The organism is Belliella pelovolcani (genome assembly GCF_900156785.1).
GTDB lineage: Bacteria > Bacteroidota > Bacteroidia > Cytophagales > Cyclobacteriaceae > Belliella > Belliella pelovolcani.
Genome location: NZ_FTOP01000007.1, coordinates 85,389 through 98,931, shown reverse-complemented (window position 1 = coordinate 98,931; position 13,543 = coordinate 85,389). Strand labels below are relative to the sequence as shown.

The following is a 13,543-nucleotide window of genomic DNA, read 5'->3' as shown; positions in this document are numbered from 1 at the left end:
AGGGGCTTTATAGAAATCACTTCTTTTTCAGTGAAGAATCCCTGATGATCAAATCAGACCTTAGGGTGATTTTATTGGTGTTTTGAAGCAGCATTGTTTCTGGTTCATCTAGGTGATTGATGAGGTTTCTCATGACCACTTCGCCCATTTCTACTCCGGGATAATTGATGGTGGTAATTTTTGGATGAACAAGTCTTGAGATTACTTCATTATTGAAACCAACCAAGGCAATGTCTTCTGGTATTTTGATACCTTTTTGGATCAATTGATTCATGCAGCTGGCAGCGCATGCGTCATTGGAGACAAATAATCCATCTGGTAAAGGATTCAAGTTTAAGATTTTGTCAACAACGTATTCTGCACCATTTTCATCAATCTTGTCTAAAACAATTACTTGATCTTCTTTGAATATCATCCCATTGTCTATCAATGCATATTTAAAGCCCTTCAATCTTTCAGCATATACACTAATCTTAGTGCTTCCTAATACGTGTACAATGTTTTTGCAACCTTGTTCAATGAGGTGATTGGTTGCTATTTGCGCCGCATGGATATTGTCTATGGTTACGCCTACACTGTCTCTGCTATTAGCAACTCTATCGTAAAAGAGTACTGGAATTCCTTTTTTGTGAAATGGTTCGAAATGTTCGAGTTTCTCAGCCTCGCTAGCAAGTGACACAATCAATCCATCTACTCTACTTTTAAACATAGAGAGAGTGTTGGCTATTTCCTTTTCGCTAGATTCAAGAGATTGTGTAATGACTAAATTGTAACCTGCTTCACTTGCTATTTTTTCCATGCCAGCTAATACTGAAGCTTGAAAACTACTATTGAGGCTGGGTACTATCACACCAATATTGTTTGTTTTTTTACTCCGAAGATTGGCCGCAAACACATTGGACTGGTAGCCCATTTCAGACGCAGCTTGAAAAATTTTCTTTTTGGTCTTCTCTTTTACTGCTGGATGGTTATTCAAAGCTCTACTCACAGTTGTGGGAGAGACTCCAATACCTTTCGCAATATCATATATTGTTATTTCCTTATTCATTTCCTGCAGATAATCCTATTCTAGATAAATATTGGCGTTTTTTTACTCAGGTAGCCTTTTAAAATAGCTTTAAGACCTTTTCAAAAGTATTCTTTTTTTTATTGGTATGCAATTTAAAATTAATGAAATCGGTTGGTGTATTTTGTTGTCCAATGTGTATGTCGAAATAGTAGCTAAATCAAGATTTGAGACTATTATTTATGAATTTAATATCTCTTTGATATAGTTATGTGCATAGTAATCACGTAAAATGTTTTGAATAATTTTAAATAAAATGAAATCGGTTGCATTTTTATAAAAAAATCTCCAAGTTTAGGTCGCAATTACAAGTTAATCAAAGATGGAAGGTTACTGATGATCATCTGAAAGTGTTTATTACATAACAAATAGTTTAGATTTCCTTGCAATTGCAAAAATATAAGTAAGCATAAATTAGGGTTTATTATTCAATACCGGAGTTCCTTCTGGGGACTTCCGGTTTCTTTTAATAAGCTCATTTTAACATAAACCCATTGTAGTTTTAATGAAGAATAACCTATTACAGTCTTGGAGATGGTATGGTCCAAATGATCCAGTTTCATTAAGTGATATCAAGCAGTCGGGAGCCACTGGAATTGTATCTGCCCTTCACCATATTCCACATGGAGAGATTTGGACTTTTGAAGAGATTTCAAAACGAAAATCTGAAATAGAATCCGCAGGTTTGAAATGGGTGGTAGTAGAATCTCTACCTGTCCATGAATCTATCAAAACAAACAGGGAAAATGCTCCTCACTACCTAGAAAATTATAAGACAAGTTTAAAAAACCTTGCAAAAGCTGGGTTGACTACAATATGCTATAATTTCATGCCGGTATTAGACTGGACTAGAACTGAAATAGCTTTTACACTACCAAATGGTGCCAAGGCTTTGTATTTGGATTGGGCAGATTTAGCATATTTTGATATCTATATGCTAAAGCGCTATGGTGCTGAAAAAGACTATAGCCCTCAAGTGTTGAAAATTTTAGAGAATAGATTTCTATCCTACACTGAAGAGAAGAAAAAACAGCTCGAGTCAATAATATGCTTAGGTGTACCTACAGAGGAGATGGTGACAATTCCATCATTGCGACAAGGGTTGGAAGTCTATGAATGTATTGGAAAGGATGGTTTGAGGAAAAATCTGGTCTCATTTTTAGATGCCATTTCTGAAACCTGTGAACAATATGGTATTCAAATGACAATCCATCCAGACGATCCACCATTTGCAATACTAGGTTTACCTCGTATCGCTTCAAATAAGGAAGATTTAGAATGGATATTTTCAGCCGTTGATAAGCCATTCAATGGGCTTTGTCTCTGTACTGGCTCACTAGGTGCGGGCTCTTTCAATGATCTGCCTGCAATTGCTAGAGCGTTTGGTGATAGAATTCATTTTGTTCATCTCAGAAATGTAAAGAGAGATCAATTTGGTAATTTTTATGAATCAGATCACTTGGATGGAGATGTAGATATGTTTGAAGTGATGAAAGAATTGGTCTCAATGAATCAAGAAAGGACTAAACCAATTCCATTCAGGCCTGATCATGGTCATCAGATCCTTGATGATCTTTACAAGACGACCAATCCAGGGTATTCGGCTATTGGAAGGTTAAAAGGTCTCGCAGAGCTGAGAGGATTAGAAATGGGGATTCTTAGAATGGAAACACTCGCCTTATCCACAAGTCATCGCTAATTTCAACTAAGATCAAAAATCTACTACTTCCCCAGGACTAACCTATTTAAACAAGTAATTTATGCTATTAGAACCATTAGACCTCATCGTATTCATAGGCTACTGTTGCCTTATCGTAGGTATGGGGCTTTTTGTATCACGTGAAAAGAAAGGTCACGTCAAAAATTCCAAGGATTATTTCCTTGCTTCCAAAGCACTGCCTTGGTGGGCTGTAGGGGCATCCTTGATTGCATCGAATATTTCTGCTGAGCAGTTTATAGGGATGTCAGGTTCAGGCTTTGCGCTAGGATTGGCGATCTCTACTTATGAATGGATGGCTGCGATTACGCTATTAGTAGTAGCGATATTCTTCCTGCCAGTGTATATCAAGAAGGGAATTTACACCATGCCTGGATTCCTATTGGATAGGTACGATACGCGAGTGAGGACTACGATGGCTATTTTCTGGCTAGCATTGTATGTATTTGTCAATTTGACATCTGTATTGTACTTGGGTGCATTGAGTTTGAATACGATTATGGATGTGCCGATGACTTATGGAATCATTGGGCTGGCACTATTTGCAATGATTTACTCCATTTATGGAGGCCTCAAGGCAGTGGCTTGGACAGATGTTGTTCAGGTTTTTTTCTTAGCAGCTGGTGGGCTAGCTACTACCTACATCGCATTGACGATGGTAGGCGATGGTAGTGCTTGGGAAGGATTAGGAATGCTAAGAAGAGAAGTGCCAGGTCATTTTTCAATGATTCTTTCTAAAGGTGAAATGATGATTCCTGATGGGAAAGGAGGCATCAAAGATGCCTATCTAGATCTACCTGGAATAAGTGTTTTGGTAGGAGGGATGTGGATCGTAAATCTTAATTATTGGGGATTCAACCAGTACATCACCCAAAGAGCATTGGCTGCCAAAAGCTTGGATGAAGCACAAAAAGGGATGGTTTTTGCAGGATTCTTAAAGTTATTGATGCCTTTGATCGTGGTGATTCCAGGGATAGCAGCACTGGTGATTGTTAATAATGGTTTAGATGTAGGATTTGTAGAGTCTATGAAAGATCCTGTCACAGGGATCATCAAATCTGATAGGGCTTACCCAACTTTACTTCAATTGCTCCCCGTCGGCCTCAAAGGTCTTGCTTTTGCAGCATTGACAGCGGCCATAGTATCTTCATTGGCTTCCATGGCTAATAGCACTTCTACCATCTTCACGATGGATATTTACAATAAGTATATAGAAAAGAATCCATCAGAGAGTAAGCAGGTTTTGGTAGGTCGATTGACTGCTGCTATTGCATTTATTGTAGCTGCTATTGTGGCGCCTGCACTGGGTCAGTTGGATCAAGCTTTTCAGTTTATTCAAGAGTACACAGGATTCATTAGTCCAGGTGTGTTTGCCATTTTCCTTTTAGGTGTATTTTGGAAGAAGACTACTTCCAATGCTGCTTTAGTTGGTGCTGCATTGAGTATTCCACTTTCTGTAGTGCTCAAATTGATGTGGACTGATTTACCATTTTTAGATAGGATGGGAGTGGTGTTTTTGACCTTACTTGTCTTAATGGTCACGATTAGTTTGATCGAAGGTAAGGGTAAGGATCATCTAAAAGGAATTGAAATCAGTAAGGATTTATTTCAATCAAGTGCTGGGTTTAAGATTGGAGCGATGTTTATCATATTGATCACAACAGCACTTTATATTGTGTTTTGGTAAAGCGTAGAATATGAGAAATTTATTATTAGGGTATGATATAGGGAGCTCATCGGTAAAGGCTACCATTCTTGATGCAGACACTGGAAAAGTGGTAGCAGCAGAGGGATTGCCTAAAGTAGAGATGCCTATTAATGCACCTCAAAAGGACTGGGCGGAGCAAGACCCTGAAATGTGGTGGGAATATATTGTAGCATGTACCAAAGCTATTGTATCCAAGGCTGATTTAAAATCGGGCGAACTTAAAGCTATCGGTATATCTTATCAAATGCATGGTTTGGTATTGGTAGATAAGGAACAGCAAGTACTCAGGCCTGCCATTATCTGGTGTGATAGTAGGGCTGTGGGTATCGGTAATCAAGCCTTTGAGAAACTTGGAGCATCTTATTGCTTACCTCATTTATTGAATTCTCCTGGGAATTTCACAGCTTCCAAATTGCGATGGGTCAAAGAAAATGAACCACAGATCTATGAAAAGATTCACAAGTTCATGCTACCAGGAGATTACATCGCCATGCGACTTAGTGGAGAGATTCTTACCTCAGAGACGGGACTTTCTGAGGGGATCTTCTGGGATTATAAGAGAAGTGCAATTAGCAAAGAGCTTTTGGAAGCTTATGATATTGATACTGCATTGATTCCTAACACAGTAGCATCTTTTTCTGTGCAGTCTAAGGTTTCTCCTGAAGTAGCAAGTTTGTTAGGTATTAATGCGGGAGTTCCAATCTGTTATAGAGCAGGTGATCAACCCAATAATGCTTTGTCTTTGAATGTTCTCCAAGAAGGAGAATTGGCAACTACTGCAGGTACTTCTGGCACTGTGTATGGTGTGAGCAAGAAGCCCATCTATGATCCCAAGTCGAGGGTGAATACTTTCATCCATGTGAATCATCAGCAATCCAACCCGAGTTATGGTGTGTTACTTTGTGTCAATGGTACAGGGATATTGAATTCTTGGGTGAGGAGGATCTTAGGGTCAGAGCAGTTGACCTACCCTAAGATGAATCAATTGGCCTCAGAAGTAGGCATAGGTGCTGATGGGCTTGCTTTTATTCCTTTTGGGAATGGGGTAGAGCGCATCATGGAGAATAAACCTGTGGGAGCAAGCCTACAAAATCTCAACCTCCTTAAGCATGACCATAAGCATATCCTACGTGCCACTCAGGAAGGTATCGTGGCAGCATTAACATATGGATTTGACATCATGAAGGACATGGGCCTTAATTTGAATACGGTCAAAGCAGGACATGCAAATATGTTCCTGAGCCCACTTTTCAGAGAAGCCTTTGTCAATATGAATCAAGTTGCGCTGGAATTGTATGATACCGATGGTTCCCAAGGAGCAGCAAGAGGCGCTGGAATTGGTTTGGGATATTATGGAAGTCAGGCAGATGCTTTTGTAGGCTTGGAAAAAATTACCTCACTAGAACCGGATCAATCACTAACTGAAGCATATCAAGGAGTATACGCTACCTGGCTAACTGCATTAGAAAAAGTAAAATAAAAAGTAATCAAACAATTAATTAAATACGAATAACATGTCACAAACCTATTTTCCTAATATTGACAAGATCAAGTTTGAGGGTAGAGAGTCACAGAACCCTTTTGCCTTCAAGTTTTATGATGAAAACAGAGTAGTCGCGGGCAAGACCATGAAGGAGCACTTTAAATTCGCTATTGCCTACTGGCATTCTTTCTGTGCCACTGGTTCAGATCCATTTGGCCCGGGTACGATTACCCATCCTTGGGATCAAAAAGAGGATGCTGTTCAGCGTGCAAAAGATAAAATGGATGCTGCCTTTGAGTTTTTTGTTAAGATTGGGGCACCTTATTATTGTTTCCATGATATTGATTTGATCGATGAAGGAGCTACGATTGAAGAATACGAGGAAAGGATGCGTATCATTACCGACTATGCGCTTCAAAAGCAAAATGAAACAGGAGTCAAATTGCTTTGGGGTACTGCCAATGTGTTTTCTAATCCAAGATACATGAACGGTGCTTCTACCAATCCTGATTTTGATGTAGTGGCCTGGGCTGGGACACAAGTAAAAAACTCCATCGATGCCACGATCAAATTAGGAGGAGAAAACTATGTGTTCTGGGGTGGTAGAGAAGGTTACATGTCTTTACTCAATACGGACATGAAAAGAGAAACAGCTCACCTAGCTCAGTTTCTCACTATGGCAAGAGATTATGCTAGATCCAAGGGGTTCAAAGGTAATTTCTTGATTGAGCCTAAGCCTATGGAGCCTACTAAGCATCAGTATGATTATGATGCTGCTACAGTTGTAGGTTTCTTGAGACATCATGGCTTGGACAAGGATTTCAAATTGAACTTAGAAGTAAATCATGCTACACTAGCAGGACATACCTTCCAACATGAGCTACAAGTAGCTGTAGATGCTGGTATGCTTGGTAGTATTGATGCCAACAGAGGAGATTATCAAAATGGTTGGGATACAGATCAGTTTGCAATCAACCTACAGGAACTCACTGAATGTCAATTGGTGATCCTAGAAGGTGGTGGTATCGATGGCGGTGGTGTCAATTTTGATGCTAAGATCAGAAGAAACTCTACTGATATGGATGACTTATTTCATGCACATATTGGTAGTATGGATGCATTTGCAAGGTCTTTACTAATTGCAGACCAAATCCTACAGAAATCTAAATATAAGTCTCTGAGAAAGGATCGATATGCTTCTTTTGATGCCGGCAAAGGAAAGGATTTTGAAGCGGGTAAGTTGAGCTTAGAAGACCTTAGGAGCCATGCACTAGCAGTAGGGGAGCCTAAGCAGACCAGTGGAAAGCAGGAACTTTATGAAAATATTCTCAATCAATTTATCTAATTTGATTTAGGTCTAATGTGTATAAACCTCTTTAGTATAGCTAGAGAGGTTTTTTTTGTTAGGTTTTTTTCAGATGCTCATTTACCAATGATTGAATCAGTATATAGGTGTTTCAAATATTGATTTATTATTTTTTAGATTAGCTAATATCTATGGCTAAATTATGAACCTCCCCAGATTTTAAGACTGATCCCTAAAGTATCTATTTAAAAAAGTGACTAAAAACAAAAATCCGAAGCAGCTTTGCTTCGGATTAAGTTGACCGACTAGGGCTCGAACCTAGACTCTTCTGAACCAAAATCAGACGTGTTGCCAGTTACACCATCGGTCAATTTTACCTTTTCGGTGGTTGCTCTTCCTTAAGGTGTCACAAATGTAGGGTGACTTTCTTTTTTATGCAAGTACCAATACAAAGTTTTTTGCCTGTTTTTCTTAATTCCCTAGATTTCAGAAAGAAAAATTAAAGTGAAATTCTTAAGCTCCTTGAATCAAGAACATAATGGCTATGAAATGTAGAATTGTTCCCGCCAGTACGAATAAATGCCATATGGTATGGGCAAAAGGCATCTGTGGTCTCGTGTAGAAAATGGTCCCCAAAGTATAGCTTAAACCGCCAGCAGCAATCAATGAAAGTATTACTGTGCTGAGGTTTTTTAAAAGAGGGTTGATTAAAAATATAGCCATCCATCCCATACCTAAATAGAGGATCAGAGAAGCTTTTTTGAATCTATGTGTAAAGTAGACCTTGAATATAATTCCAAAGGCAGTCAGCCCCCAAATTATCCCAAAAAATACCCAGCCTAAAGTACCACCAACTGTCAATAATAGAAAAGGAGTATATGTGCCTGCTATAAGGAAGTATATCCCAATGTGGTCTAGGGATCTTAGCCAAGCCTTGACCCTTTCTTCTTGTATTGCATGGTATAAGGTAGAAAAAGTATAAAGTAGCAATATGGAACCTCCAAACAAGCTACAGCTTACAATATGAATGGCTGTTCCTTCTATTACAGAGAAAGTGATCAATAAGGAAATGGCTACCACACTGAATAGTACACCTATGCCATGTGTGATACTATTGGCAAATTCTTCCTGTAAGGTTTGCTTTCTTGTCATGCGAATGTTTTTGGTAAAGATAATCAATGGAATTTTCAGTTGATGTCAATTACGAAATCGTTTGAAAATTGTATTTTCATTAAATTTTATTAGAAATTTTGATAAAATAAAAATATTTATGCAGTTTTAATGCAAATAATATCTCTTAACCCTATAAATTTTAAAAACATGGCAGTAAAGAATTTAGAAAAAACAGTGCTCAGCGCATTGGAAAAATTGGAAAAACTAAAGCTAGACGAACAGCTTCAAGCGGAGCTAAGTTGGTGTTTGGGTAGCTATGAATATGATCAGAATCCTGTAGGTGTGATTGAGAAAAGTAGCAAAGCGTTGGAATTACTCAAATCCAAGAGAGAAGAAAATGCCAGGGCTGTTTCTAAGAAGCTTATCGAAGACTTGGAAAAACTTGTCTTGAATTGAGGCATAAAAAAAGGCTTTCTCTTTCGGGAAAGCCTTTTTTATGATAATTGTTGGCTAATTATTCACCTACAACTACAAATTTCACGTTGCTTTTTACTTCTCTGTGAAGATCAACCTCAGCTTCGAATTCTCCAGCAGCTTGAACAGGTACATTGATAGAGATTTTTTTTCTATCAATCTCAATACCTTGTGCAGCTAGTGCATCAGAGATTTGAAGTGTAGTTACTTTACCGAAAATCTTTCCAGATTCACCGATTTTAGCTTTGATCTCCAAAGTGATACCTTCCAGTTTGGTGGCAAGGTTTTCAGCTTCAGTTTTGATTTTTTCAGCTTTGTGAGCAGCTTGTTTGATGTTTTCAGCCAATACCCTTTTGTTTGAGCCAGTAGCCAAAACAGCGAAACCTTGAGGAATCAGGTAGTTTCTACCGTATCCAGGCTTTACGTCTACAAGGTCATTCTTGTAGCCTAAACCTTTTATGTCTGTTTTAAGAATAACTTCCATTTTGATAATTTTTTTAAAATTTGTAATAAATCGATCAGTGGTGGATTATTTCAATCCATCTGCTACGAATGGCAATAAAGCCAAGTGTCTTGCTTTTTTAATAGCATTAGCCACTTTTCTTTGAAACTTCGCAGAGTTACCGGTCAATCTTCTAGGAAGGATTTTACCTTGCTCATTCACAAACTTCAAAAGGAAGTTAGGATCTTTGTAGTCAATATACTTGATACCGTTCTTTTTGAATCGGCAGTATTTCTTTCTATTCTCTACTCTGTTGATTGGTTCGTTTCTTAGTGTCATTAGGCTTGCTCCTCCTTAGCTTCAGCTTTTTTGTTAAATTCACCTTTTCTTCTCTTCTCAGCATAAGCCAAGCTGTGCTTGTCTAGTACTGTCGTCAAGAATCGCATTACTTTCTCGTCTCTTCTGATTTCAAGCTCAAACTTCTTGATCAAAGTTGGCTCTGACTTGAATTCGATCAAAACGTAGAAACCGGTGCTTTTTTTCTGAATTGGATAAGCCATTTTCTTTAGACCCCAATTTTCCACATTAACGATTTCTGCCCCCTCTTCTTTTAACAAGTTTACAAACTTGTCTACGGTATCCTTCATCTGAACATCAGACAAAACGGGAGTTAAAATGAATACCGTTTCATAATTTTTCTGGAACATGATTAATTTGTTTAATTATTGTTTATTTAAACAGTCCGCAAAAGTAGAGTTTTAATCCTTTTTATCCAAATTATTTGACTTCAAAACTCCCTGTTCCAATCTGATAATTATCAGCATAGATTCTCACTTCATACTTTCCTGAAGTATAATTACTTCCTTTTTCATAAAAATAAGTTAGCGATTGTCGGCTGTTGTCAAAGAGAATATCTTGATGTGTGGTGTAAAATTCCTCTCGTCCGTCAATCATGAAAGTACCCGAACCTCGGGCAATGTCAAATATTGGTTGATTGTTTGGAGCGATGATTTGTACATAGATATCTCTTGGCCCCTTTTGAGCTACTTTATTATCTGCTAGGTTGAAAGTGATTTTCAAGCGGTCTATCTGTCTATTCCTAAAGCCATCTTCACGTTCTCTTCCTCTTGAATTTACAGCCGCAATGACGATGTTTTCCGCTTTAAGTCTAGCAGCAATGCTTACTTTTTCTTCAAGTTCTTCCTTTTGTAAGTTGAGCTGAACTACTTTTTCTTCGATTTCAGCTTGACTGCTTTTCAAGTCTTGGTTTTCGGCAAACAGCTGTTGATTGACTTCTCTAAGCTTGATGATTTCCTGATCTTTCTCGTTTAAAACGGCCGTGTAGCTGTTGATTTGCCTATTTAATGCTTCTATTTCTTGAGCCGATCGTTTCTTGTCAGAGTTTCTTTCAGCAATCAGCTGTTCCCTGATTTCTTCCAAAGCAGCTACATCTCCACCTAGTTTTTCGATTTCTTGAATTCTTAAATCGAGCTGATAGGTAATAGAATCCAACCTTTTATTGATCTCGTTGTTATCCTCAGATAATAATAAGATTTCTTCGGTTTTCTTATTCCGATCAACAGCGTCATAATAGAGCTTGATACCACTGATGATTACCAGGATAATCAATACAATGATGAGGATGTTTTTTCCGTTATCAGACTTTCTAGAGTTTTCCTTTTCAAAATTGGTATTCATCGTGTAAATCGTAGTATTTTCGCCAAATTAATAATTTATCATGAATCTATCACTGGATCAAAGCTACTGGACTGCTCGATACGAGCAAAATCAAATAGGCTGGGATGTGGGACAGGCCACTGCTCCGATCAAGCAATTTTTAGACCAAGTTGAAGATAAATCAATTCATATCCTGATTCCCGGTGCGGGTAATGCACACGAGGCAGCCTATGCTTGGGAAAACGGTTTTGAAAACATTCATGTTTTGGATTTTTCTCACTTTCCTCTCGAAACCTTTCAAAAGCAATATCCTGATTTTCCAAAAGATCAAATTCATCATCAAGATTTCTTTCAGCATGCACTTCAATATGATTTAATATTGGAGCAGACTTTCTTTTGTGCTTTACCTATACGTATGCGTCAGGACTATGCGAAAAAGATTCACAGCCTGCTCAAGCAGGATGGCTTGTTGGCAGGAGTGATGTTCAATAGGATTTTTGAACATGGTGGACCTCCATTTGGAGGAACTGTGGATGAATATCAGTCTTATTTTGAAGATTATTTCGATATACTGACTATGACTCCTTGTCATAATTCTATTCCTCCAAGAGCAGGATCAGAGATATTTATTAGGCTAAGGAAAAAGAAGGTTAGAGCCTTAGAATGTAACTGCTTTTAGGTAGTTTTTTGTCGAAGAACAAAATACCCGCTTCATAAAAATCTAAATCCATACTTACAGCTGGATGTTTTCTGATTTCTTGCCAAGCTTGATACATGCCTTTTGACCAATGTATATCAGCTATGGCAAGGATACTTTTTTCGTGAAGATAAGGAAGGAGCAAATTGAAATAAGTCATAGTGCCTGCGGATGTATGTGTGGCGTCTATCAAAGCAAAATCAACTGATTTGATTTTATCCAAAACTTCTGGCAAAGTTTCCTCAATTTTACCTAAGATGTAATTGCTATTGCTATCCGTGGGCAATTCTTGGGCTTTTCTCCATAAGGCTTCAGACCCTTCGAAAGTATGAAAATCTCCTTTAGTAGCTCTACTGAGATATCTCGCATTGATACCTGTACAGGTGCCTAGTTCCAAGACTTGATTAGCAGGAGTCAATCTGATGAAATATTGATAAATCTGAGAGAATTTTCTCCCACTTGTGCTATGTTTGGTGACTTCTCCTGTTTTCCTTTCATTTAATTTCAGCTTCTTGGAGCCAGCGCCAAAATCCGCAATGGATAAGATGTCCTGATCTTTGAGAAGTGTTTTTCTGATTTCTTCCAAATCTAAATCAACAGCTTTGCGCTCCTTGATAAAAGAGAGCAGCTCAGTGTAGATTTTATAGATAGCAGGAGACTGTAAGGAGTACTGATCCTCATGATACAGCCAATATTTGATGTAAGAAAAAAAAGGATAGATATGCTGCTTCAAATCAATTATCGAAGATTTGAGAGATCAATTGGAATTCCGGAATAACCACTTCAAATCGGTTTCCATCTAAAATCTTTTCCATCATGTAAGCTCCACGCATTTTCCCAAGCCCTGATTTTAAATTGCAGCCTGAAATGTATTCGTGAGATTGACCTGGCTCTAATGTAGGTTGCTGACCTACTACACCATCGCCCTCTACAATCTTGATCGCATCGCCAGCATCAAAAATTTCCCACTTTCTTCTCAACAATTGTATGGTATGGGCACTGTTGTTTTCTATATTTACCTTGTAGGTAAATACGAAGTGTTGCTGATGTGGACTGGAGAACTCTGGCTGATAGGTAGCTTCTACGGTGACTTTGACTCCTTCTGTGATGGCACTGACCATAATTGATTTGGTTTGATAACCTACGGAAAACAAATCTATAGTATTCTAATTAAAACGCAACGAAAAAATCACCATAATGGATGTAAAAATTGAAGCAAGTTGGAAATCAGTTTTGAGTGAAGAATTTGGCAAACCTTATTTCATCAAACTTTCAGAATTTGTCAGATCTGAGTATGCCTCTCAACAAATTTTCCCAAAGGGAAAAGAGATTTTCAATGCATTTGATCATTGTCCTTTTGACCAAGTGAAGGTAGTGATACTGGGGCAAGATCCCTATCATGGGCCTGGTCAGGCGCATGGTTTGTCCTTTTCTGTCAGACCTGGGGTGCCATTTCCTCCAAGTTTGCTGAATATTTTCAAAGAGATCAACAAAGACTTAGACCAATCCATGCCATCCAATGGAGATTTGACTCGTTGGGCAGATCAAGGAGTCTTGCTCCTGAATGCAACACTTACAGTTAGGGCTCATCAGGCGGGTTCCCATCAGAAGCAAGGATGGGAAACTTTCACAGATGCTGTAATTAGGAAGTTGGCAGAAGAAAAATCAAATGTGGTATTTATGCTTTGGGGAGCTTATGCTCAAAAAAAAGCGGCTTTTATAGATGAAAATAGACATCTCAAACTCCATGCACCACATCCAAGTCCACTTTCAGCGCATAGAGGGTTTTTAGGTTGCGGACACTTTTCCAAAGCAAATACATACTTGGAAGAAAATGGTTTATCAACGATCAAATGGTAA

The 13,543-nt window shown here is 38.3% G+C and carries 15 protein-coding genes and 1 tRNA gene; 7 read left to right on the top strand and 9 right to left on the bottom strand.

The features are described 5' to 3' along the window. Positions 1 to 16: 16 nt before the first annotated feature. Positions 17 to 1,048: a LacI family DNA-binding transcriptional regulator gene (locus BW935_RS09570; protein WP_076500958.1), complete on the bottom strand. Its 1,032-nt coding sequence runs from the start codon at positions 1,046 to 1,048 to the stop codon at positions 17 to 19. 523 nt (positions 1,049 to 1,571) lie between these two features. Here BW935_RS09570 and uxuA point away from each other — a divergent pair. From uxuA to xylA, 4 genes are all read left to right on the top strand, one after another. Next, positions 1,572 to 2,765, top strand: coding sequence for a mannonate dehydratase (gene uxuA, locus BW935_RS09565; protein ID WP_076500957.1), 1,194 nt, complete (start codon positions 1,572 to 1,574; stop codon positions 2,763 to 2,765). A 61-nt stretch (positions 2,766 to 2,826) separates the two neighbouring features. Continuing rightward, entirely contained in the window at positions 2,827 to 4,470 is a 1,644-nt protein-coding gene (locus BW935_RS09560) for a sodium/sugar symporter (protein WP_076500956.1), read from the top strand. A gap of 10 nt (positions 4,471 to 4,480) precedes the next feature. Next, positions 4,481 to 5,971 carry a xylulokinase gene (locus BW935_RS09555; protein WP_076500955.1) on the top strand — a complete coding sequence of 497 codons (1,491 nt, stop codon included), beginning with the start codon at positions 4,481 to 4,483 and terminating at the stop codon, positions 5,969 to 5,971. A gap of 34 nt (positions 5,972 to 6,005) precedes the next feature. Next, positions 6,006 to 7,319, top strand: coding sequence for a xylose isomerase (xylA, locus tag BW935_RS09550; RefSeq protein ID WP_076500954.1), 1,314 nt, complete (start codon positions 6,006 to 6,008; stop codon positions 7,317 to 7,319). Between the two features lie 258 nt (positions 7,320 to 7,577). Here the strand turns inward: xylA and BW935_RS09545 are convergent. Then, positions 7,578 to 7,650: transfer RNA gene (locus tag BW935_RS09545), tRNA-Gln, on the bottom strand. Positions 7,651 to 7,793: 143 nt separating this feature from the next. Continuing rightward, entirely contained in the window at positions 7,794 to 8,432 is a 639-nt protein-coding gene (gene trhA, locus BW935_RS09540; RefSeq protein WP_076500952.1) for a PAQR family membrane homeostasis protein TrhA, read from the bottom strand. A gap of 168 nt (positions 8,433 to 8,600) precedes the next feature. On the opposite strand from trhA, the gene BW935_RS09535 reads away from it, so the two are divergent. Continuing rightward, positions 8,601 to 8,849 (top strand): hypothetical protein, encoded by a 249-nt coding sequence (locus BW935_RS09535; protein ID WP_076500951.1) that lies wholly within the window; start codon positions 8,601 to 8,603, stop codon positions 8,847 to 8,849. Between the two features lie 58 nt (positions 8,850 to 8,907). Here BW935_RS09535 and rplI read toward each other — a convergent pair whose 3' ends face one another. The 4 genes from rplI to BW935_RS09515 all read right to left on the bottom strand — a co-directional run bounded on the left by rplI (position 8,908) and on the right by BW935_RS09515 (position 11,007). Further along, positions 8,908 to 9,351, bottom strand: a complete 444-nt coding sequence (gene rplI / locus BW935_RS09530) for a 50S ribosomal protein L9 (RefSeq protein WP_076500948.1) — start codon at positions 9,349 to 9,351, stop codon at positions 8,908 to 8,910. 45 nt (positions 9,352 to 9,396) lie between these two features. Continuing rightward, positions 9,397 to 9,648 (bottom strand): 30S ribosomal protein S18, encoded by a 252-nt coding sequence (gene rpsR, locus BW935_RS09525; protein WP_014773610.1) that lies wholly within the window; start codon positions 9,646 to 9,648, stop codon positions 9,397 to 9,399. Then, complete coding sequence (gene rpsF, locus BW935_RS09520) at positions 9,648 to 10,016, bottom strand: 30S ribosomal protein S6 (RefSeq protein WP_076500946.1); 369 nt, start codon at positions 10,014 to 10,016, stop codon at positions 9,648 to 9,650. The genes rpsR and rpsF overlap by 1 nt, the downstream gene beginning before the upstream one ends. A 70-nt stretch (positions 10,017 to 10,086) precedes the next feature. Further along, the gene (locus tag BW935_RS09515) at positions 10,087 to 11,007 is read right to left on the bottom strand and encodes a coiled-coil domain-containing protein (RefSeq protein ID WP_076500944.1); all 921 of its coding nucleotides are present in this window, start codon (positions 11,005 to 11,007) and stop codon (positions 10,087 to 10,089) included. Positions 11,008 to 11,047: 40 nt separating this feature from the next. Here BW935_RS09515 and BW935_RS09510 point away from each other — a divergent pair, with 40 nt between their 5' ends. Beyond that, a complete protein-coding gene (locus BW935_RS09510) occupies positions 11,048 to 11,665 on the top strand; it encodes a class I SAM-dependent methyltransferase (protein WP_076500942.1) in 618 nt (205 codons plus the stop codon). Here the strand turns inward: BW935_RS09510 and BW935_RS09505 are convergent. Together BW935_RS09505 and apaG are read right to left on the bottom strand one after the other, a co-directional pair. Further along, positions 11,637 to 12,416, bottom strand: a complete 780-nt coding sequence (locus BW935_RS09505; RefSeq protein ID WP_076500941.1) for an O-methyltransferase — start codon at positions 12,414 to 12,416, stop codon at positions 11,637 to 11,639. The genes BW935_RS09510 and BW935_RS09505 overlap by 29 nt on opposite strands. A 1-nt stretch (position 12,417) precedes the next feature. After that, positions 12,418 to 12,804 carry a Co2+/Mg2+ efflux protein ApaG gene (apaG, locus tag BW935_RS09500; RefSeq protein ID WP_076500940.1) on the bottom strand — a complete coding sequence of 129 codons (387 nt, stop codon included), beginning with the start codon at positions 12,802 to 12,804 and terminating at the stop codon, positions 12,418 to 12,420. 76 nt (positions 12,805 to 12,880) lie between these two features. Between apaG and ung the strand changes: the two genes are divergently transcribed. Continuing rightward, the gene (ung, locus tag BW935_RS09495) at positions 12,881 to 13,543 is read left to right on the top strand and encodes a uracil-DNA glycosylase (protein ID WP_076500939.1); all 663 of its coding nucleotides are present in this window, start codon (positions 12,881 to 12,883) and stop codon (positions 13,541 to 13,543) included.

Bases quoted from the DNA above. Each gene is read 5' to 3' on its own strand.
- rplI (WP_076500948.1), bottom strand. From the start codon at position 9,351: ATGGAAGTTATTCTTAAAACAGACATAAAAGGTTTAGGCTACAAGAAT.
- uxuA (WP_076500957.1), top strand. From the start codon at position 1,572: ATGAAGAATAACCTATTACAGTCTTGGAGATGGTATGGTCCAAATGAT.
- trhA (WP_076500952.1), bottom strand. From the start codon at position 8,432: ATGACAAGAAAGCAAACCTTACAGGAAGAATTTGCCAATAGTATCACA.
- BW935_RS09555 (WP_076500955.1), top strand. From the start codon at position 4,481: ATGAGAAATTTATTATTAGGGTATGATATAGGGAGCTCATCGGTAAAG.
- rpsR (WP_014773610.1), bottom strand. From the start codon at position 9,648: ATGACACTAAGAAACGAACCAATCAACAGAGTAGAGAATAGAAAGAAA.
- BW935_RS09535 (WP_076500951.1), top strand. From the start codon at position 8,601: ATGGCAGTAAAGAATTTAGAAAAAACAGTGCTCAGCGCATTGGAAAAA.
- BW935_RS09560 (WP_076500956.1), top strand. From the start codon at position 2,827: ATGCTATTAGAACCATTAGACCTCATCGTATTCATAGGCTACTGTTGC.
- BW935_RS09510 (WP_076500942.1), top strand. From the start codon at position 11,048: ATGAATCTATCACTGGATCAAAGCTACTGGACTGCTCGATACGAGCAA.
- rpsF (WP_076500946.1), bottom strand. From the start codon at position 10,016: ATGTTCCAGAAAAATTATGAAACGGTATTCATTTTAACTCCCGTTTTG.
- xylA (WP_076500954.1), top strand. From the start codon at position 6,006: ATGTCACAAACCTATTTTCCTAATATTGACAAGATCAAGTTTGAGGGT.
- ung (WP_076500939.1), top strand. From the start codon at position 12,881: ATGGATGTAAAAATTGAAGCAAGTTGGAAATCAGTTTTGAGTGAAGAA.
- BW935_RS09515 (WP_076500944.1), bottom strand. From the start codon at position 11,007: ATGAATACCAATTTTGAAAAGGAAAACTCTAGAAAGTCTGATAACGGA.
- BW935_RS09570 (WP_076500958.1), bottom strand. From the start codon at position 1,048: ATGAATAAGGAAATAACAATATATGATATTGCGAAAGGTATTGGAGTC.
- apaG (WP_076500940.1), bottom strand. From the start codon at position 12,804: ATGGTCAGTGCCATCACAGAAGGAGTCAAAGTCACCGTAGAAGCTACC.